18 protein-coding genes are annotated in these 19,246 nt (G+C 61.5%); 10 read left to right on the top strand and 8 right to left on the bottom strand.

Going from position 1 to position 19,246, the window contains the following annotated elements:
- Nucleotides 1-20: 20 nt before the first annotated feature.
- The 9 genes from JHW44_RS16105 to JHW44_RS16065 all read left to right on the top strand — a co-directional run bounded on the left by JHW44_RS16105 (nucleotide 21) and on the right by JHW44_RS16065 (nucleotide 11,444).
- Nucleotides 21-1,037, top strand: a complete 1,017-nt coding sequence (locus tag JHW44_RS16105; protein ID WP_089344368.1) for an extracellular solute-binding protein — start codon at nucleotides 21-23, stop codon at nucleotides 1,035-1,037.
- A gap of 48 nt (nucleotides 1,038-1,085) precedes the next feature.
- The gene (locus JHW44_RS16100; RefSeq protein ID WP_089344367.1) at nucleotides 1,086-2,732 is read left to right on the top strand and encodes an amidohydrolase; all 1,647 of its coding nucleotides are present in this window, start codon (nucleotides 1,086-1,088) and stop codon (nucleotides 2,730-2,732) included.
- Nucleotides 2,729-4,324 (top strand): GMC family oxidoreductase, encoded by a 1,596-nt coding sequence (locus JHW44_RS16095; protein WP_089344366.1) that lies wholly within the window; start codon nucleotides 2,729-2,731, stop codon nucleotides 4,322-4,324. The genes JHW44_RS16100 and JHW44_RS16095 overlap by 4 nt, the downstream gene beginning before the upstream one ends.
- 178 nt (nucleotides 4,325-4,502) lie before the next feature.
- Nucleotides 4,503-4,628 carry a hypothetical protein gene (locus JHW44_RS16090; RefSeq protein WP_272850322.1) on the top strand — a complete coding sequence of 42 codons (126 nt, stop codon included), beginning with the start codon at nucleotides 4,503-4,505 and terminating at the stop codon, nucleotides 4,626-4,628.
- 135 nt (nucleotides 4,629-4,763) lie between these two features.
- Nucleotides 4,764-5,612 (top strand): substrate-binding domain-containing protein, encoded by an 849-nt coding sequence (locus JHW44_RS16085; RefSeq protein ID WP_143811456.1) that lies wholly within the window; start codon nucleotides 4,764-4,766, stop codon nucleotides 5,610-5,612.
- A gap of 3 nt (nucleotides 5,613-5,615) precedes the next feature.
- Entirely contained in the window at nucleotides 5,616-7,046 is a 1,431-nt protein-coding gene (locus tag JHW44_RS16080; RefSeq protein ID WP_089344365.1) for a sensor histidine kinase, read from the top strand.
- The gene (locus tag JHW44_RS16075) at nucleotides 7,033-8,280 is read left to right on the top strand and encodes a sigma-54-dependent transcriptional regulator (RefSeq protein ID WP_089344364.1); all 1,248 of its coding nucleotides are present in this window, start codon (nucleotides 7,033-7,035) and stop codon (nucleotides 8,278-8,280) included. Before JHW44_RS16080 ends, JHW44_RS16075 begins: the two co-directional genes overlap by 14 nt.
- Nucleotides 8,281-8,446: 166 nt before the next feature.
- On the top strand, nucleotides 8,447-8,965 hold the full coding sequence (locus JHW44_RS16070; protein ID WP_089344363.1) for an arsenate reductase (azurin) small subunit: 519 nt from the start codon (nucleotides 8,447-8,449) through the stop codon (nucleotides 8,963-8,965).
- A 13-nt stretch (nucleotides 8,966-8,978) separates the two neighbouring features.
- Nucleotides 8,979-11,444 carry an arsenate reductase (azurin) large subunit gene (locus JHW44_RS16065; RefSeq protein WP_089344362.1) on the top strand — a complete coding sequence of 822 codons (2,466 nt, stop codon included), beginning with the start codon at nucleotides 8,979-8,981 and terminating at the stop codon, nucleotides 11,442-11,444.
- A 101-nt stretch (nucleotides 11,445-11,545) separates the two neighbouring features.
- Here the strand turns inward: JHW44_RS16065 and arsJ are convergent, their stop codons facing one another.
- From arsJ to JHW44_RS16050, 3 genes are read right to left on the bottom strand one after another with little or no spacing between them, the layout of a single operon-like run.
- Complete coding sequence (gene arsJ, locus JHW44_RS16060) at nucleotides 11,546-12,811, bottom strand: organoarsenical effux MFS transporter ArsJ (protein WP_089344426.1); 1,266 nt, start codon at nucleotides 12,809-12,811, stop codon at nucleotides 11,546-11,548.
- Between the two features lie 8 nt (nucleotides 12,812-12,819).
- Nucleotides 12,820-13,818 (bottom strand): ArsJ-associated glyceraldehyde-3-phosphate dehydrogenase, encoded by a 999-nt coding sequence (locus JHW44_RS16055; protein ID WP_089344361.1) that lies wholly within the window; start codon nucleotides 13,816-13,818, stop codon nucleotides 12,820-12,822.
- A complete protein-coding gene (locus JHW44_RS16050; protein ID WP_089344360.1) occupies nucleotides 13,815-14,648 on the bottom strand; it encodes an arsenate reductase/protein-tyrosine-phosphatase family protein in 834 nt (277 codons plus the stop codon). The genes JHW44_RS16055 and JHW44_RS16050 overlap by 4 nt, the downstream gene beginning before the upstream one ends.
- A 161-nt stretch (nucleotides 14,649-14,809) precedes the next feature.
- Here JHW44_RS16050 and JHW44_RS16045 point away from each other — a divergent pair, with 161 nt between their 5' ends.
- Nucleotides 14,810-15,433, top strand: a complete 624-nt coding sequence (locus JHW44_RS16045; RefSeq protein ID WP_089344359.1) for an SOS response-associated peptidase — start codon at nucleotides 14,810-14,812, stop codon at nucleotides 15,431-15,433.
- 202 nt (nucleotides 15,434-15,635) lie between these two features.
- Here JHW44_RS16045 and yghX read toward each other — a convergent pair whose 3' ends face one another.
- The 5 genes from yghX to queC form a co-directional block, all read right to left on the bottom strand.
- Nucleotides 15,636-16,511, bottom strand: coding sequence for a YghX family hydrolase (yghX, locus tag JHW44_RS16040; RefSeq protein WP_272850320.1), 876 nt, complete (start codon nucleotides 16,509-16,511; stop codon nucleotides 15,636-15,638).
- Nucleotides 16,512-16,891: 380 nt separating this feature from the next.
- The gene (queF, locus tag JHW44_RS16035; protein WP_089344425.1) at nucleotides 16,892-17,356 is read right to left on the bottom strand and encodes a preQ(1) synthase; all 465 of its coding nucleotides are present in this window, start codon (nucleotides 17,354-17,356) and stop codon (nucleotides 16,892-16,894) included.
- A 15-nt stretch (nucleotides 17,357-17,371) separates the two neighbouring features.
- Nucleotides 17,372-18,079: a 7-carboxy-7-deazaguanine synthase QueE gene (queE, locus tag JHW44_RS16030; protein ID WP_089344357.1), complete on the bottom strand. Its 708-nt coding sequence runs from the start codon at nucleotides 18,077-18,079 to the stop codon at nucleotides 17,372-17,374.
- Nucleotides 18,076-18,429, bottom strand: coding sequence for a 6-carboxytetrahydropterin synthase QueD (gene queD, locus JHW44_RS16025; RefSeq protein WP_089344356.1), 354 nt, complete (start codon nucleotides 18,427-18,429; stop codon nucleotides 18,076-18,078). Before queD ends, queE begins: the two co-directional genes overlap by 4 nt.
- Complete coding sequence (queC, locus tag JHW44_RS16020; RefSeq protein WP_089344355.1) at nucleotides 18,429-19,130, bottom strand: 7-cyano-7-deazaguanine synthase QueC; 702 nt, start codon at nucleotides 19,128-19,130, stop codon at nucleotides 18,429-18,431. Before queC ends, queD begins: the two co-directional genes overlap by 1 nt.
- Nucleotides 19,131-19,246: the final 116 nt, after the last annotated feature.

Raw genomic sequence — 19,246 nt, 5'->3', positions numbered from 1 at the left:
CGTTCCAACAGGAGAAAATCATGCAGAAATATATGTCCGCGACGGCGATCGCCCTGTGCCTCGCCTCGCCTGCGCTCGCCGAAGGCAAACTGAATCTTTACGTCTGGTCGGAATCCATCGCCCCTGAGCTGATCGAGACATTTTCCAGGGAATACGACGTTGAAGTCAGCGTCGATGGCTATACCTCGAATGAAGATCTGCTGACCAAACTGCAGGCCGGCGCTTCGGGCTATGACATTGCGGTGCCGTCCCAGCATTTCCTGCGCATCATGATCGACGAGGGTCTGGTCGAGAATTACGGCGCGAACAAGCTGGAGGCCTATAACAATATCGACGAACGCTGGCGCAACCAGTGGTGGGACGAAACACAGGAATATTCCATTCCCCTGGCCTATGGCACCGCCGGTTTCGTCGTGAACACCGAGGAATATGATGGCCCCACCGACAGCCTGAAGTATTTTCTGGAGCCCGACGGTGATCTGGCCGGGCGCATCGCGATGCTGTCCTATCCCGATGAGATCATCGGCACCGCGCAGCTTTATCTGGGTGTGCCTTTCTGTTCGGAAGACCCGGACGAAATGAAGAAGGTGCTCGATCTGCTGATGGCGCAGAAAGAGGCGGTGGCCGTCTATTCCTCGGACAATATCGAAAGCCGGTTGATTTCGGGCGAGGTCGCCACGCATTTCTGGTGGGATGGCGAAACCGTCCGCGCCCAGTCCGAAGGCGCACCGCTGACCTATGCCATGCCCAAGGAGGGTCTGGTCGGCTGGCTGGACAGCATGGTGATCCCCAAGGGCGCGCCCAACCGTGAAAATGCGATCAAGTTCATCGAGTTCATCTCGACCCCGGAAAACGCCACCGTCGAAATGAACCACTATGCGCATTCATCGCCAATGACCGTCGTCGAAGAGGACAAGAAATATACCAAGGATGTGGCGCCGGCGCTGTATCCCGAGGTTCCTGTCGAGATGTCCCGCACCTGTTCGCCCAAGGCGCAGGATCTGGTGACCCGCGTTTGGACTCAGCTTCTGCAATAAAATCAGGCCGGGGGGCAGCCCCCGGCCCAGCTGGAAGGGGAACGCAGAATGAGCGTCGATCTTGTCATCGTGAACGCCCGTATCCGTCCGTTGTTTGCGCCCGAGGGAAGCACTGCCATAGCCGTGGGTGCCGGGATCATCCAGGCTGTTGGCGATGACGCAACCATCCGTGGCATGGCGCCAGCGCATTGCCGGACAATTGATGCCGAAGGGCGCGAGCTGGTGCCGGGCTTCTTTGAAAGCCATCTGCATCTGTTCATGGGTGGTGCTTCGCTCTCGATGCTGAACCTGGGTCCGCTCTTCGGTTTCGACAATGTTTGTGCGGCATTTCGCCGATATGCAGCGGATCATCCTGGCGATGATCTGTTGACCGGATTTGCGGCAAATTACACGATCTTTGGCGAAGACCAGCGGCCCGATCGCCATATCCTCGACCGGATCAGTCCGAGCCGTCCCATCTGTATCCTTGCCACCGACCTGCATTGCGCCTGGGCCAATACGCGCGCGCTTGAACTGGCCGGGGTCCTGCATGGTTGCGATCTGGGGCCGGGCGCGGAAGTGGTGATGGGGGAAGACGGGCTGGCCACGGGCGAACTGCGCGAATTCGCCGCCATGCAGCGGGTGAAGATGATTTCTCGGCTTCAGGGGCGAGATGGGCTGGATTATGTCGGCGACAAGCTCGTGCCGGAAGAGGACCGTGCCTATGATCGCGGCATTATCCGTCAGGCCGGTGAATATTGCGCGCAACATGGCATTACCACCGCGGTCAATATGGATGGCAACGCATATCAGGCTGGGCTGTTGCGTGAACTGGCGCTGTCGGACGCCATGCCGGTGCGGGTCAGCCTGCCATTGCGGCTGGAGGAATCTGATGGCCCCGAAGGCATTGCCCGGATCGAGGATTTCGGACCCGAGGTGCCGGGAAGGCTGCAATTCGGGCGTGTCAAATTCTTCATGGATGGTGTGTATGACACCTGGACGGCCTTGACCGTCAGCGACTATCCCGACCGTCCGGGCTTTCGATCCGAGCCGCTGATTGCTGCGCCGGTCTTTGCACAGATGTGTATCGAGGCCGACCGCCGCGGTCTGCAGATCGCCACCCATGCGGTGGGCGATGGGGCGGTGCGCGCCACGATTGACGGCTACGAGGCTGCACGGCAGGCCAATGGTCCGCGCGATTCACGTCATCGCATCGAGCATATCGACACGATCACTCGGCAGGATCTGGACCGGCTGAAACCTCTGGGGATCGTCGCATCCATGCAGCCGGTGCATCCGCCGGGTTCGGCAGGTCTGCCATTGGAACCGACGACGACCATCATGGGGCGCGATCGTTGGGCGACGGCCTTTCCCTGGCGGATGATCCGGGACCGTGATGTGCCGCTGGCATTCGGAACAGATTGGCCGGTGTCACCGCTGTCGCCGCTTCATGTAATCCATTGCGCGCTCAGCCGTCAGCCCTGGGCCGAGGATATGCCCGATCAGCGGCTGACGCTGGAGGAATGCCTGCTGGCCTATACCCTTGGTGGGGCCGTGGCCGATTTTTGCGACGACCGGCGCGGTGCCCTGAAGCCGGGCTACGACGCGGATCTGGTTCTGATCGATGGATCGCTTGAAAACCTTGCCGACGACGCAACGGCCGCGCGCGTGGTGCTGACGATTTGTGCCGGCCAAGTTACCTACGAGGCAAAATGAGCGACAGTTTCGACTATATCGTCATCGGGGCAGGGTCGGCGGGCTGCGTGGTTGCCAACCGTTTGTCGGCAAACCCTGAACGCCGCGTGCTGGTCATCGAGGCCGGCGGACACGAGCGTGACCCGCGTGTCAAGGTTCCGGCAGGGATCCTGGCCATGTATGGTCGCCCGCGCTTTGACTATGGTTATGTCGGCGTGCCCCAGCCGGGGCTGAACGGGCGGCGCATTCCGGTCAACCGGGGGCGGATGCTGGGCGGATCGTCGTCGATGAATTCGATGCTCTATATTCGCGGCGCGGCGCAGGATTATGACGAATGGCGCGATCTGGGCTGCGAAGGCTGGGGTTGGGACGACGTTCTGCCCGTGTTCAAGGACCTTGAGTGCAATGTGAACGATCAGGACCCAGCCTATCACGGCAAGGACGGAGAGCTCTATGTCAGCCGGCCGACGGATCCCAATGCTGTCTGCAAGGACTTCATTGCCGGCGGGGCAGAGCTGCAACTGCCTGTCAATGATGATTTCAACGGCCCCTCTCAGTTGGGGCTGGGTGTCTATGATGTCACGCAACGCAATGGCATTCGCTGGTCGGCCTATAACGCCTATCTGGAACCCGTTCGTGACCGTGCCAACCTGACGATCTGGACGGATGCCCAACTGAACCGGCTGCTGATCGAAGAAGGCCGCGTTTCGGGTATCGAGATCACCCGACAGGGTCAGTCGCAGCACATCATTTGCAATGGTGAAGTGGTGTTGTCGGCGGGCGCGATCGGGACCCCTGTGGCGCTTATGGCCTCGGGGGTCGGTCCGGGGGCGGAACTGCGCGCCAGCGGGGTCGAACCTGTAATCGATCTGCCGGGTGTGGGCCGCAATCTGCGCGATCACGTCGACGGGATGATTACCGTTCGCAGCAATTCCTCGCGTACTTTGGGGCTGTCGCTTCGCAACTGGCGGCGCCTGCTGGCATCGCCCTTCAGCTTTGCGATGGGTCGCAAGGGAGAGCTGTCGACCAATTATGTCGTTGCCGGAGGATTTGCCCGAACGCCATTGGCCGGTGATCTGCCGGACGTGCAGTTCCATTTCGTGCCCGGCTATCGCAGCCATCGCGGGCGGTTGGTGGAATGGGGTCATGGCTTTGCCATCCATACCTGTGTGCTGCGGCCACGCTCGGTCGGATATATAGGCATCGACCGCGAGGGCGCGCACATCCTGCCACGGATCGACCATCAGTTCTTTTCTGATCCTTTCGATGCAGAGGTGCTGGTCGAAGGGATCAAGCTGGCGCGGCGTATCTTCGGCTCGGATGCCATGTCCGGCCTTCACGGGCGCGAAATCCTGCCTGGACCGCAGGTTCGGACCGATGCGGAAATTCTTGACTATCTGCGCGCCGAAGCCCTGACGGTTTATCATCCGGTGGGCACGGCCCGGATGGGCCGCGACCCGATGGCGGTCGTTGACCCGGTCAGCATGAAGCTGCATGGGCTGGCGAACCTGCGGGTTGCCGATGCCTCTGTCATGCCAACGCTGATCGGGGGAAATACCAATGCCCCCAGCATGATGATTGGCGAGCGCTGCGCCCGCGCCATATTGCGCTGACAACGGTGCGACCATCGGCTTTGTCGTGCAATATGCATATGAGTGCGGCAGAGGGCAGGAACAGGATTTCATGCGATTTCCATTGAGTTCCCCTGCGCCACCTCCGATCAGGCTCTGGCGAAAATCGCGGCCCGATGTGACGACACGGATGCGCGTGCCACACTGAGGTGGCGCGATCATGATCGCCATGAATGACGCCTCCTTCGCCAGCCTGCAGGACGACCGCACCGTTCCCGATCTTGCGGCGCAGCCCGGCGGTCAGGCCACAGGGCATTCCGGTCCAAGGATCGCTCGCGTCCAGTAGGAAATCCTGCGGCCTCTCTTGCTGGCGCTATTTCGAACGGGGTGAAAGCGTGGCATAGCTGTTGGCGGAGGTGCGCGATCCGCCGTGTGATTGGGGGCACAGGTCTGAAGTCGGCCAGGGGAGGGGCCTGAGATCATGGAGCAATCGATCAGCCGACGCATGCTTTTGGGCGCGGCGTTATCGACATTGATGGCAGGCCGGGCACCGGCGCAAGCTGTCTTTCGTCTTGGGTTGACGCCGGTGTTTCTCGACAATGACGCAAGCATCATTGACGGTCTGCGCCGCGCGCTGTCGCGCGGCATGGGGCGCGAGATCGAATTGGTGCAACGCCGCACCTACCAGGAAATCACCGGTCTGCTGCTGGAGCGCAGCGTCGATGCCGCTTGGCTTTGCGGATATCCCTATCTGCAGCACGCCGATTTGCTTGATCTTGTCGCGGTGCCCGTCTGGCGCGGTGGTCCGCGATATCAGTCCTATCTGATCGTCGGGGCTGGCGACAGCGCGGCAAGGCTGAGCGACCTGCGTGGTGCAACCCACGCATTTTCCGACCCCGATTCGAACTCGGGCTATCTTGTGACCGCGACCGATCTGCGTCGCATGGGCGAGCAGGCCGAGCACTTCTTCAGCAGGTCCATTTTCACCTTTGGACATCGCAATGTGGTGCGCGCCGTGGCGGATGGCCTGGTGCGGTCGGGCAGCGTCGATGGCTATGTCTGGGAAGCCCTCGCCATGATCGAGCCGGAACTGACCTCGCGCACAAAGGTCATCGCCCGGTCGGAATGGCTGGGGTTTCCGCCGGTCTGCGCACGACGTGACAACCTTGACTCCGAGCCGGTTCAGGCCCTGCAAACCGCCTTGTTGGGTCTTGCGGAGACAGACGAGGGCCAGGGGGCGCTCATGTCGCTCCAGCTTGACGGGTTCCAGCTGGCCAGCTCAGCCCTGTTCGACGGCATCGCGGCGCGGATGCGCGATCTGGATCCCTGACACATGAGGTGGTTTTCCCCCATACCTCTGTCTGTCAAGCTGCCGCTTCTTGCCGCCGCGATGATGGTTCTTGTCGGCATGGTGGCATCCCAGCAGGTGTTGCGATCCCTCGCGCAGGTTCAGGACGCAAGAATCCAGGAATTGGCGCGGATGCATGTCGAGGGATTGTCGGTGGCTCTTGGACCTCTTGTCCTGCGCCATGATCATTGGGAGGTCTATGACACGCTGGACCGGGCGACCCAAGGTGGTGAGGGGCGCAGGATGGTTCTGACCGCCGTGGCGGATGAGCGCGGAAGGGTGCTTGCCGCGACCGACCCCAAGCGGGTTCCCATGGACAGCGATATCGCTGCACTGGCCGATGATGTGGTGGCGCTGGATGACCTGCGGGTGAATGAGGCATCGCCATCCCTTAGCCTGCTTGCGCCCCTGATCTATCAGGGGCGCACCGTCGGGCAGATCGCGACCGTGCTGGACGTCGCCGACCTGCTATCCGAGCGCAGGCGAGCCCTGTTCATGCTGATCATGGGCAATGCGATTGCCATAGGGCTTCTGTCGTCGGTCGGATTTCTCGCGATACGAAGGATGCTGCAGCCGGTCACGACGCTGACGCGCCATATGACCGAAACGCAGGGTGAACCTCATCCCATTCCGGCCTCCGAGATCCCGCGGGGCGACGGGGAACTTGCGCGCCTGGCACGCATCTACAACTCGATGGTGGGTGCCGTGACGGCCAAGGCCGAAGCCGAGAGACGACTGGCGGAAAGGGAACGCTTCGTGGCTCTTGGCCGTCTGTCGTCGTCGTTGGCGCATGAGATCAACAATCCGCTTGGTGGCCTGCTGAACGCGACGGACACGATCCGCAGTTTCGCCGATCGTCCCGAAGTCGTGCGGCAATCGGCCGAGCTTCTGGACCGGGGGCTGCGCCACATGCGTGACGTGACACGGGCCACCCTTGACCAGAACCGCATCGATCCCGAGACCCGCCTGCTGACCGCCGAGGATCTCGAGGACGTCAAGCTCTTGATCCAACCCGAAATCTCTCGACTTGATCTGGATCTGGAGTGGTGCGTCGATTGCGTGGCGCTTGCCAATCACATCATCCCGGCCGGACCGGTGCGGCAGATCGCGCTGAACCTGTTGCTGAATGCCTGCGCGGCGGCCGGCCCCAAGGGGCATGTCGGTCTGACTGTCGGTTCAGGCAGGGGATGTCTTGACATTCGGATCACGAACTCCGGCCCGGCCATGCCCGAGGCTGCATTGGTTCGTCTGCTTGGTGATGGTCCGCTTATGCCCGGCGGTGGTGTCGGGCTACGCCTGGTGCGCGAACTTGCACGGAACCTTGGGGGCACCATCCGTCATGAGCGTGAAACCGAGGTGACGCGCATCACTGTCAGCTTGCCGATTCCATCGGAGGCAAGGGATGCTCAGGAATAGATACATCGTTCTTGTGGAAGATGACGAGATCATGGGCAGTTCGCTGCTGCAGAGGCTTGAACTGGAAGGTGCCCGGGTTCTCTGGCTGAAGCAAATGGTGCGAGCCCTTGGCGCGATCCGCACCCCCACGAAGCCGATTGACGCGGTGATCTGCGATATCGGCTTGCCGGACGGATCGGGTGAGGAACTGTTCTCGAAGCTTCTTGGCAGCGGAACCCCGCCGCCCTTCCTCTTCATCACCGGCAAGGGTGGCATCGGTCAGGCGGTCCGGCTGATCAAGTCAGGGGCTGCGGATTACGTCACCAAGCCGTTCGAAATGTCTGTCTTCCTCGAACGTCTCAGTCTTCTGGTCGGAAATCACGACAAGCCGTTGCAGGATGATGACTTTCCGCCCCTGATGGGGGTTTCGGCGGCCGCGCGACGCCTGGAAACGCTGATCGCCAAGGCCGCTCGGGACAGTCATCACGCGCTCATCCGGGGCGGTCCGGGCACTGGCAAGGACCTTGTCGCCCGGCGTATCCACGACCTGTCGGACCGCTCGGCCGCGCCTTTCGTTTCGGTCAATCTTGCAGGTGAATCCGACATGGAGGCTGCCCTGTTCGGCCCCGGCAGCGGCTTTGACGTGGTGGGCGAAGGAACCCTTTTCATCAACACGCTTGGGAAGATGACAGAGCCGGCGCAACGGCAACTTCTGGATCGACTTGGTCAGGGCTTCGACGGGCGGCTGATCGCGGCCTGTGGCAATGATCTCGAGGCTTTGATCGCGCAAGGCAGCTTCAACCCCGAAGTTTTCTACAGGCTGGCGCGGATCGAAATCCCGATTCCTCCGTTGAACACCCGGCCCGAGGATGCCGTCTGGCTGCTGCAGCAGCTTTTCCACAAGCTGGCAGTGCGCCATGCGCCGGAGGTCGAAGGGATCAGTGCTTTGTGCGAGGAAGCCGTGCGCAACCATGACTGGCCCGGTGGCGGTCGGGAGTTGCGGTCAAGATTGCTGCGTGGCCTGGGGTTGGCAACAGGGCCGTTGCTGCAGCCCTCCGATATGTTTCCCGAACGACTTGCAGGGCCTGATGACATGTTGTCGCTGGCCGAAGCCCGGGAGGCCGCGGAACGGGCGCAGATCATCGCGGCGCTCGACAGGACGAACGGGCAGATCGGCGAGGCGGCCCGATTGCTGCGTATTGCGCGCACGACGCTTTGGGAAAAGATGCAGAGACTCGGCCTTTCGGGTCCCTGACGGATATCTTTGCATGTTCGGAAATCCGAACATTTATTTTTTTCGTTTCAAAACAAATGATAGCCGCAATGCGGCATGCGCTTTCATGCCGTCGCGGGCGTTGAATGCACAGGCTAGGCTGAGCGCAGACATAGATCACTTTGTGAGCGAGGGAGGAGTCCAGCCAATGAAGTGCAAAAAATTGGTCGACACGGGACGTCGACAGTTTCTGAGGGGCAGCATGATGGCCACGGCGGGGGCCGTCGCGACAACGGTCATGACACCGGAACAGGCCAAGGCGCGCGCGCTGGCCCGCGTGGACATGCCGGTGAACCGCTTGGCCAATCTGGCCGATCTGACGGTCAACGAGCCGATGGATATTTCCTATCCCGACGATGAAAGTCCGGGGGTTCTGCTCAAGCTGGGCGAGCCTGTCGAGGGCGGTGTCGGCCCGGATGGTGATATTGTCGCCTTCTCGGTGCTCTGCCCGCACAAGGGTTGGATGTTGAGCTACTCGGCCGAGGACAAGAGCCTGAACTGCCCCGGCCACCATTCCCGCTTTGACTGCGAGGCCGGCGGCCAGCAGATCTGGGGCCATGCCACCAACAACCTTGCCCAGTTCCTGCTGAGCGTGGATGACAAGGGCGACATCTACGCGAACGGGGTCGACGAGTTGATCTATGGCCGCCTGTCGAACGTGCTGTAAGGGAGAGAGACACATGGCCTACAAGAGACAGATCGACCGTCTGCCCATCATTCCCGCAGACGCCAGAGAGCATAATGTCACCTGCCACTATTGTATCGTCGGTTGCGGCTACAAGGCCTATACTTGGCCGCTGAACAGGCAGGGTGGAACGGCACCGGAGCAGAACAAGTTCGGCGTTGACCTGAGCGAACAGCAATATCAGGACACCGAAGCCTGGTATGCGCCTTCGATGTACAACATCGTCCGGCAAGACGGGAAGGATGTTCACCTTGTCGTCAAGCCGGATGTGGATTGCGTCGTGAACTCGGGGCTCGGCTCGATCCGTGGGGCGCGCATGGCCGAGAACCGCCCCTCGAAGGTGACGGGCACGCAGCAGCAACGTCTGTCGGACCCGCTGGTCTGGCGCAACGGCGTCTGGCAGCCCACGTCATGGGACGATGCGATGGACCTTGTGGCCCGTGTCACGGCGCGCGTCATTACCGACGGTTCCGAGGATGACCTGGTCGTGTCCATGTTCGACCACGGCGGGTCCGCCGGTGGCTATGAGAACACCTGGGGCACCGGCAAGCTCTATTTCGAGAGCATGAAGATCAAGAACTGCCGCATTCACAACCGTCCGGCCTATAACTCCGAGGTCCATGCGACCCGCGACATGGGCATTGGAGAGTTGAACTATGCCTATGAGGACTATGAGCTGACCGACACGATCTTCATGGTTGGCGCAAATTCCATGGAGACCCAGACGAACCTCTACCTCAACCACATGGTGCCGGGTCTGCAGGGCGGGGCGCGAATGGTGGTCGTCGATCCGCGCCGCACCCTGACCGTTCATTCCTCCGAGCAATATGCCGGGCCCGAGAACGTCCTGCATCTGGCGATCAACGAAGGCACGGATATGGCGCTGTTCAACGCCATCCTGACGCATATCGTCGATCAGGGCTGGACGGATTCCGAGTTCATTGCGAATTCGACCTTCCAGGGTGGGGAGGCCGTTGCCGAGGATAGCGCGCATCCCGCGGGTCTTGGCAGTCTGGACTATGCCATGCAGACCTGCCGGACGTCGCTTGACGAGGCGGCAGAGATCTGTGGCGTCTCGGCGGACGACATCCGCAAGGCCGCGGAATGGATCGCCATGCCGCATGAGGATGGCAGCCGCCGCAAATGCGTGACCTGCTACGAAAAGGGCATCATCTGGGGCAATGACAACTATCGCACCATCGGCGCATTGGTGAATATCGCGCTGGCCACCGGCAATATCGGGCGCGAGGGCGGCGGGTGCTGTCGTCTGGGTGGCCATCAAGAGGGCTATTATCGTCCCTCCGACGCCCATGTCGGTCGTCCGGCAGAATATATCGACCAGTTCCTGATCCGGGGCCTGGGCGGCGTGCATCACATCTGGGCCTGCGACCATTACAAGACCACGCTGAATGCCGCCGAGTTCAAACGCGTTCACAAGCGCCGGTCGGACATGGTCAAGGACGCGATCGACGCCGTGGCCGGCGGAACCCGCGAACAGCTGGTCGATGCGATCGTCTCGGCGATCAATGCCGGGGGCCTGTTCGTGGTGGATGTGGACATCATCCACAGCCAGATCGGCCAGAACGCGCATGTGATCCTGCCGGCCTGCGAATCCAACGAGATGAACCTCACCTCGATGAACGGCGAGCGGCGCCTTCGCCTGTCGGAAAGATACATGGACCCCTATGGCAATTCCAAGCCTGACTGCCTGATCGCGGCGGAAATGGCCCGGAACATGGAGCGGGTGCTGCGCGAGATGGGCAAGGACGCCTATGCCGACCAGTTCAAGGGTTATGACTGGCAGACCGAGGAGGATGCCTTCATGGACGGCTATCATGCCGGCAATCCCGAGGTGACCTATGATCGTCTGCGCGCCATGGGCAACAACGGAGTGCAGGAGCCGGTCGTCGGCTACGAGAATGGCGAACTTGTCGGGACCAAGCGGCTGTATGCCGACGGCACCTTCGACCGCCATGGCCGCGACGACAGGAAGGCGCTGTTCTGTGCGGCAGGCTGGCGGGGCTGGCAGGCAGCGGGCAAGGCCCGGGAAAAGGCCGCGCACAAATACTGGATCAACAACGTCCGGGCCAATATCTTCTGGCAGAACCAGTTCCTTGACCAGAAGAACGAGTTTGTTCAGGACCGTTTCCCATACCCGTTCATCGAGATGAACCCCGATGACATGGTCGCGGAAGGCCTGAACCCCGGCGATCTGGTCGAGATCATCAATGACAACGGCGTGACGCAGGGCATGGCCTATCCCATCGCCACCGCAAGGCGCGGTCAGGTCGCGATGGTCTTCGGGTCACCCGCCGGCAGCCAGGGCAATGTGGTCAACCCGGGTGTGAACGAGTTGGTGCTGCCCGATTACAAGCACTGCTGGGGCGATATCCGCAAGGTCTCGCATGCGACATCCGAGACGGCATCGATCTCCTTCAAGGCCAAGGAAGTCTCGCTCTGACCTCGGACATCGGATGCCCGTCCCCGAAAGAGGGGGCGGGCATTCTTCTCCGGGCGGAAATCCAGACCCGGCCCTGACGGTCGGCCGGCGTCCGGGGATGATCATGCCGTCGCTTCTTTCGCCGGATCGCTCAGACGACCCGAGGTCATGGCCGCCAGCAAGACCATGATCGCGGCCGTGCCCATGACAAGGGTCAAACCGCCGATCTGATAGGTCAGACCGGACAGAAGCGTGCCGATCAGGCGACCCCCGGCGTTGGCCATGTAGTAAAAGCCCACATCCATCGTGACCCGTTCAGTCTGCGAGAAAGCGAGGATCAGATAGGAATGGAGCGAGGAATTCACCGCAAAGAGCGCGCCGAAAACCAACAGGCCCAGAACCAGCGTCACGGTCAGCCAGGTCTGGGGTGTTGACGACAGGGAAACGGCCAACGTCAGCGCGGCAGGCACGGCGAACAGTGCAAAGGCCCAGTTGCGCGCTGCGCGGATCAACTCTGCCTCGGGCCGGACAGCGGCGCGCAGGATCCTTGGGGCGCTGGCCTGCACCACGCCGTAAAGCATGATCCAGACCGCCATGAAGGTGCCGATCATGAAGAAGGCCGTGCGGTTGCCTTGGTCAGTGCCGTCCGAAAGCACTGCGTAGAAGTAGATCGGGATGCCGACCACGAACCAGACGTCGCGCGCGCCGAACAGGAAAACCCGCGCCGCGGACAGCCAGTTGACATTGGCCGATTTCGAGAACACTTCGGAAAACTTGGTGCCTTTCCGGCCCCTGGGCAGGCCCGCGGGCATGAACAGCACCACGGCGACAAGGATCACCCCCAGAACAAGGGCCATTGCCAGAACGGCCCAATCGAAGCCAAGCGCCCCCAGCAGGACCGCGCCCAGCAGGAAGCCGATGCCCTTCACCGCGTTCTTTGATCCGGTCAGGACGGCCACCCAGCGAAACAGCCCCCCGTCGCCTGACGGCGCAAGCAGCTTTACCGCAGATTTCGCGGACATCTTGGCAAGATCCTTGGCGACGCCCGAGAGGCCCTGCACAGACATGACGAAGGCGACCGAGGCCGCGATGCTCCAGCCGGGATCAAGCTGGCTCAGGGCCAGCAAGGCCAATACCTGCAATCCCAGCCCGGCGTAAAGCGTCGAGGTCAGACCGAAGCGAACCGCGATCCAGCCGGCGGCCAGATTTGTGATCATCCCCGCCAATTCGTAGAGAATGAAAAGATAGGCCAGTTGCACGGGGCTGAAGCCCAATGTGTGGAAATGCAGCAGCACCAGCATCCGCAGCGCGCCATCGGTCAGCATGAAGGCCCAATAGGCCGCGGTCACCGCGATATAGGCCGAGGTTCCCTCGGGTCGTTCCCGCACGGTCTTGCTCACAGCGAGGCCCCGACCATCAGCGCCACATCGACCAGCCGGTTGGCATAGCCCCATTCATTGTCGTACCAGGCATAGACCTTCAGTTGCGTGCCATTGACCACCATCGTCGAAGGCGCGTCGATGATCGAAGAGCGCGGATCATTGGTATAATCGGTCGAGACCAGCGGGCGTGTCTCATAGCCAAGGATGCCTTTCAGCGCCCCGTTGGCAGCCGCCTCGAAAGCGGCATTGACCTCCTCTGCCGTGGTTTCACGCCGCAGTTCGAAGACGCAGTCGGTCAGCGAAGCGTTCAACAGCGGAACCCGGACGGCATGGCCGTTCAATCGCCCCTTCAGTTCGGGATAGATCAGCGTGATCGCGCTGGCCGATCCGGTCGTCGTCGGGATCAGTGAATTCAGGGCCGAGCGGGCACGCCGCAGGTCCTTGGCGGGACGGTCGACGATGGTCTGGGTGTTGGTAACGTCATGAATCGTGGTGATCGAGCCGTGCTTGATGCCGAAAGTCTCGTGGATGACCTTTACCACAGGGGCAAGGCAGTTGGTGGTGCATGAGGCCGCGGTCACGATACGATGACTGGCGGGATCATAGGTTTCGTTGTTGACGCCGTAGACAATGTTGACCGCGTTGCCGTCCTTGACCGGGGCGGACACCACGACCTTCTTCACGCCCGCTTCGAAATAGGGCGCGATCCGGGCTTCGGTCTTGAAGACGCCGGTGCAGTCGATGACCACATCGACACCATCAAGTGGCAGATCGGCAATCGCCCTGGAGCCGATGAAGGGCAGGCGCGTGCCGTCGATGGTGACGCTTTCGTCATCATGCGAAAAGGCGGCGTTCCAGCGCCCGTGCACCGTGTCGAACTCCAGCAAATGGGCATGCATTTCCGGATCACCGACCGCATCGTTGATCCAGGCGATCCTGGCCCCGCGTTCCAGAAGTGGCTTCAGGGCCAGCTTTCCCATACGGCCAAGGCCGTTCAATGCGTATGTGGTCATATTTGTCCCTCGGGGTTGGTGCGGCCGATATCGTCGACCGAATTCTGTATGGCGATGCGGTTCAACCTTTCCAGGTTGAGTGCGGTGAAAAGACCGATGCGATGTTCAAGCGCACGGTAGGCCCGGTGAAAGGCCAGCGCCTTCTGGGCATCATTCCCGGTTGCCCTGGCCGGATCGGGGATTCCCCAATGACCCGAGACGGGCTGGCCTTCCCAGGCAGGGCATTCTTCATTGGCGGCCTGATCGCACACCGTGAAGACGAAATCGAAATGCGGGGCATCAGGGCCAGAGAACTCAGAGATGTTCTTGGAACGCAGGACCGAAATGTCGTGGCCCTTGTCTTGCAGGATCTGCATGGCAAAGGGGTTGAGCCGCGACGCGGGTCGGGTTCCGGCGGAATAGGCGTTGAATCGCTCGCCCGCAGTCTTGCGCAGGATCGACTCGGCAAAGATCGACCGCGCGGAATTGCCGACGCAGATGAAGAGAACGTCATACCTGCGACCAGGCATGTGAGCGGCTGACGTGCCGGAGGGCATGCAGAGGTCGGGCCGGCCACGACAGCAATCGTTGAACAGATAGCCGAACAATCGTTGAACCGTGGTCATGTTGATCCAATACAGGATCGACGTGCCTGACCGTTGTTGTTGCACCAGGTTGTCCCGCATCAGCACGGACAGATAGCTGGACATGGTGCTTGCCTTGACACCAAGCGCGATGGCGATTTCCCCCGCGGGAACGCGGTCGGGGTAACGGCGCATCAGCAGGCGAAAGACAGCCAATCGCTGCGGATGGCCAAGGGAGGACAGCTGGTCGGGAATCTTGTTTTCCATATTTCATGAAATATTAAAATAACCCGATGCCGCCAAGTGAATATTTCATGAATGCCCGTGATGCGCCGCTGCATTGCGCAGAGCATTGCGGCAGCACATGGCCCTGTCGGGCGGCACATTCTCGTCTGGGTCAAGCCGATTGTCGCTGTTAACCTGCTGGCATGTGTGGACGATTCGTAGACCCAAACCTTCGCGGCACCGAGCTTGAGCACTCCGAGCTGAAGATCGACCCCATTGCGCGACGCTTCAACGTCAAGCCGACGCAGCCCGTCCTGACCATGGGCGCAGATGGGATCGCCGAGTATGCCCGCTGGTGGTTGATACCGTCCTGGTTCAAGGGAAACGATCCCAGGGAATGGAAGGCGACAACCTTCAACGCCCGGATCGAGGATGCCGCCAGCAAGCCCAGCTTTCGCGGCGCCTGGAAATACGGCCGATGCCTGATCCCGGCGGCGGGCTATTACGAATGGACCGGCGGCAAGGGCAACAAGCAGCCTCATTTCATCCGGTCAGCGGGCAACGAGGAGAACCTGTGGTTTGCCGGGTTGAAATCTCTCTGGCACGATCTGCTGACCTGCACGATTGTCACCCGCGCGGCAAATGACTGCGTGGCCGAGCTGCACGGCCGGATGCCAGTTGTCCTGAATGCCTCCGAGCGCGAGGCATGGCTGGCCGGAATCCCCGATCCGGATATTGGAGCAGGGGCGCGGTTGACCTATCATCCGGTTGCCCGTTTCGGCATCAAGGATGACGGCCCCGAGTTGATCGAGACCGACGAGGCCTGAAAGACCGGTCTTCTGCGCAGGGATGTGGCGCGGCCGTTCAGGAGGGCGCAGCAGGCGGATGTGGGGTTCCGGCCCAGCCATCCCGATGCGCTGTTGCAGATGCGGGGGAACAGGCGGATTGCAGACGCCACGCAGGATAGCCGCGTGACGCCGATCCGGGCCCCGGCCCGCAGGCCACCAAAGGCGATATGATCAAGCGTGCCTAGGCAAGATGGCGCTTGAACCAGTCGATGGTGCGCGACCAGGCAAGTTCGGCGGCCGCCTCGTCATAGCGCGGCGTGGAATCATTGTGGAAACCGTGATTGACGCCTTCATAGATATAGGCCTCGTAGGTTTTGCCGTTTGCATCCAGGGCTTCCTGATAGGCGGGCCAGCCCGCATTCACACGCTCGTCCAGCCCGGCATAATGTATCAGCAACGGGGCCTGTATGCGGGCCACGTCCTTGGCATCGGGTTGGCGACCATAGAAGGGCACGGCCGCACCCAGTTCGGGATAGGCCACGGCTGCGGCATTGGCGACGCCACCACCATAGCAGAAGCCGGTAATTCCGACTTTGCCCGACAGGTCGGGATGGGCCATCATGAACTCGACGGCGGCAAAGAAATCATTCATCAGCTTGGTGGGATCGACCTGCTGCTGCAGCGCGCGGCCCTCTTCGTCATTGCCGGGATAGCCCCCCATCGGCGTCAGCCCGTCGGGCGCCATGGCGATGAAACCGGCCTTCGCCACCCGCCGCGCCACATCCTGGATATAGGGGTTGAGACCGCGGTTTTCGTGCACGACAACCACCGCAGGGGCCTGTGGCGCATTCGTCGGGCGCACCAGATAGGCGCGCATCTCGCCGTGACCATTGGGCGAGGGATAGCTGATCCATTCGGCCTTGATGTCGGGATCGTTGAAACTGACCTGCTCGGCCATGGCGTAATTGGGGCTCATCATCGACAGGATCGTCGCCGCCGTCAGCCCGCCGATCGCGAATTTCCCCGCGCGGTCAAGAAATTCCCGCTTGGTGATCATGCCATGGGCGTAGAAATCGTAAAGTTCCAGCAGTTCCGGTGCGAAATCCTTCGCTGTCATCCGATCTTGCGAGTCGTCTTTCATCAGGAATCTCCACTGTTGCAGGCGAAAGCATTGGGCGAGATGTTTCGCACATTGCGCATTGGTGCCCCGGGCTACATGCCCGGGCGGTTCAATCAGCTTAGCAGATCGCTTTGCAAAGGGTGCTGGAAACTCGGGGTGCGGCGGGACACTCGCAAAAAGTTGCACGAATGGTGACAATGCCCCTTGAAGGAAAGGAAGCGCGGGCCGCGACCCGGCCTGCAATCTTGACAGGTCGGATCGACCATTTCCCTTGTCGGCCAGATCCGCCGAGGCGATGGAACCGGTCGAAAGCAGAACCCTTCAACGAGCTACTCTCTTGCAAGTGATCCCGCTCTCGGTTGGTCGCATGGCCGCCTTCAGCCGCGCCCCCGATATGGCGGAACGCCCTGGTCGGGTATCCAGACGGCTTCGGGCATGGGGCCGGTCTGCCAGAAGACGTCGATGGGAATGCCGCCGCGCGGATACCAATAGCCGCCGATGCGCAACCATTGTGGCTCAAGGAAATCGGCCAGCCGCCGCGCAATCGATATCGTGCAATCCTCGTGAAAGGCACCGTGATTGCGAAAGGATGTCAGGAAAAGCTTGAGCGATTTCGATTCGACCAGCCACGGACCGGGCACATAGTCGATCACCAGATGGGCAAAATCCGGCTGGCCGGTCATCGGGCAGAGCGAGGTGAACTCGGGCGCGGTGAAGCGCACGTTATAGGCCACATCCGCCTGCGGGTTGGGAACGCGCTCCAGTTCCGCCTCGGCGGGGCTGGCGGGGATGCGGGTTTCGCCGCCAAGTTGCCTGAGATTGCGATAGATGTCTTTGGTCATGGGTTTCTCCATCGGTCAGACGCCGCGCTTGTTGCCCCAGATCAGGACATGCAGTTGCGGCAGAATACGCGGGGCGAACCATCCATCGGTCATCGCCATTTCGGTCAGCCAGCCAAGGCGATCGGCCAGCGATTGCGGGTCGACAGCGATATCGGGGTCGACCACGGGGTTGCCGGGCTGCAGAAACAGGGCAAGATCGCTGTGCCTGGCGTGAACCTCTCGCGCCCATTGGTAATCGACCTCGTCAAAGATCACGATCTTCAACACCTGCTGACGCGCCTTGCGGCCAATGTCACGGCAGGCGTCAAAGGCGTCCCAATCCACCCGCTCACCGCTCGATGGCGGTTTCGGAGACAGCACCAGCGTATCAAGCTGGGCAAACCATTGGCGCGCGATAGAACCCTGAGTCTCGCAGGCGAAACGATAGTTTGCCGCCTTGCCCATGCTGATCAACGGGCCAAAGTCCTGTATGGCCGGGTTGCCCCCGGACAGCGAAACCGTCAGCGGCCGGTCGCGCGAAAGTTCGCGCACCTTCTTCCAGACGGTCTCGGTCGTCATCTTCGCCCAGTCATGGCGGTATTTGCTTTCTACCGCATGAAGGCTGTCGCACCAACTGCAGCGATAGTCACAGCCCCCCGCGCGGACAAAGACGGTGGGTTCCCCGATCAGCGCGCCTTCGCCTTGGATGGTGGGGCCGAAAATCTCGGCGATGCGCAGGGTCATGGCCGGTATTCCGCCCATGTCTTGGGGGTCTCGCTGACCAATACGGCGCTGGTCTCAGGCCAGCGCGCGGCGCACCAGTCAAAGAAGTGTCTCGCCAGGTTCTCGGCGGTCGAGGGGCCTTCAAGCACATCGTTCAGATGCCGGTGATCGAAATGATCATCGATATGGGTCTTGAGCGGCTTGAGGTCGTGATAATCGCGCACGAAGCCATCCGGGTTCAGCGCCTTTGCGGCCAGTTCGACCACGACGATGTAATTGTGTCCATGCAGCCGCGCGCATTGATGGTCGTCGGGCAGATGGCTCAGGCGATGGCTGGCCGAGAAATGGAACTCCTTGCGAATACGGAACATCAGCCGTTCTCCCGCGTGGTAAGCGCCGTGATCCAGTAGTCGGGATCGGCATAGGGCGTCGGGTCGCTGACCCCGGCCAGATGGAAGGCCTCGCGTCGCTCGACACAGGTGCCGCAGCGGCCGCAGTGGATTTCGCCGCCCTTGTAGCAGGACCATGTCTCGGCAAATGGCGTGCCATGCGCCGCGCCCTGGCGGACGATTTCGGCCTTGCTTTCCCTGACGAAAGGCGTGTGCAGCCGCACATCGGCATAGCCTTGCAGGGCGGCCTGCTGCATCGCCTCGAAGGCGCGGGTGAAGCCGGGGCGGCAATCGGGATAGATGAAGTGATCGCCGCCATGCACCGCCGTCGCCACGGCCTCGTCACCCTGCGCCGCCGCGATGCCAAAGCCGATCGACAGCATGATGGCATTGCGGTTGGGCACGACGGTAATGCGCATCGTTTCCTCGGCATAATGCCCATCAGGAACGTCGATTTCGTCGGTCAGGGCCGAACCCGACAGCGCCGCACCGATGCCGCGCATGTCGATCAGGTGAAAGGGCACGCCCAACCGCGCGGCCGCCGCCTGGGCGAAGCCAAGCTCCTTGCGGTGGCGCTGACCATAATCGAACGAGACAAGCCGTGTGAGTTGATGCTCATTGGCGGTAATATGCGCAAGCGACACGGAATCGAGTCCGCCCGAGCAGATGACAAGTGTTTTCATTTTTGAGGCCCTTGTTTTGATGTCCGGGTAGGCTGCGACCGGATGGCGGGCCTTATTTCAGAAACCGCGCGGATTGCAAGTGGCATCGCCCCCGCGCATGGGGGCGGATCACGGGG

Origin of the sequence: Paracoccus seriniphilus (assembly GCF_028553745.1) — a bacterium.
Taxonomy (GTDB): Bacteria; Pseudomonadota; Alphaproteobacteria; order Rhodobacterales; family Rhodobacteraceae; genus Paracoccus; species Paracoccus seriniphilus.
Note: the sequence above shows the minus strand (reverse complement) of the source record. Positions and strands in the feature narration are given on the sequence as shown.

Coding starts and splice junctions, on each gene's coding strand:
- JHW44_RS16105 (WP_089344368.1), top strand. CDS start 21: ATGCAGAAATATATGTCCGCGACGGCGATCGCCCTGTGCCTCGCCTCG.
- JHW44_RS16100 (WP_089344367.1), top strand. CDS start 1,086: ATGAGCGTCGATCTTGTCATCGTGAACGCCCGTATCCGTCCGTTGTTT.
- JHW44_RS16095 (WP_089344366.1), top strand. CDS start 2,729: ATGAGCGACAGTTTCGACTATATCGTCATCGGGGCAGGGTCGGCGGGC.
- JHW44_RS16090 (WP_272850322.1), top strand. CDS start 4,503: ATGATCGCCATGAATGACGCCTCCTTCGCCAGCCTGCAGGACGACCGC.
- JHW44_RS16085 (WP_143811456.1), top strand. CDS start 4,764: ATGGAGCAATCGATCAGCCGACGCATGCTTTTGGGCGCGGCGTTATCG.
- JHW44_RS16080 (WP_089344365.1), top strand. CDS start 5,616: ATGAGGTGGTTTTCCCCCATACCTCTGTCTGTCAAGCTGCCGCTTCTT.
- JHW44_RS16075 (WP_089344364.1), top strand. CDS start 7,033: ATGCTCAGGAATAGATACATCGTTCTTGTGGAAGATGACGAGATCATG.
- JHW44_RS16070 (WP_089344363.1), top strand. CDS start 8,447: ATGAAGTGCAAAAAATTGGTCGACACGGGACGTCGACAGTTTCTGAGG.
- JHW44_RS16065 (WP_089344362.1), top strand. CDS start 8,979: ATGGCCTACAAGAGACAGATCGACCGTCTGCCCATCATTCCCGCAGAC.
- JHW44_RS16055 (WP_089344361.1), bottom strand. CDS start 13,818: ATGACCACATACGCATTGAACGGCCTTGGCCGTATGGGAAAGCTGGCC.
- JHW44_RS16050 (WP_089344360.1), bottom strand. CDS start 14,648: ATGGAAAACAAGATTCCCGACCAGCTGTCCTCCCTTGGCCATCCGCAG.
- JHW44_RS16045 (WP_089344359.1), top strand. CDS start 14,810: ATGTGTGGACGATTCGTAGACCCAAACCTTCGCGGCACCGAGCTTGAG.
- yghX (WP_272850320.1), bottom strand. CDS start 16,511: ATGACAGCGAAGGATTTCGCACCGGAACTGCTGGAACTTTACGATTTC.
- queF (WP_089344425.1), bottom strand. CDS start 17,356: ATGACCAAAGACATCTATCGCAATCTCAGGCAACTTGGCGGCGAAACC.
- queE (WP_089344357.1), bottom strand. CDS start 18,079: ATGACCCTGCGCATCGCCGAGATTTTCGGCCCCACCATCCAAGGCGAA.
- queD (WP_089344356.1), bottom strand. CDS start 18,429: ATGTTCCGTATTCGCAAGGAGTTCCATTTCTCGGCCAGCCATCGCCTG.
- queC (WP_089344355.1), bottom strand. CDS start 19,130: ATGAAAACACTTGTCATCTGCTCGGGCGGACTCGATTCCGTGTCGCTT.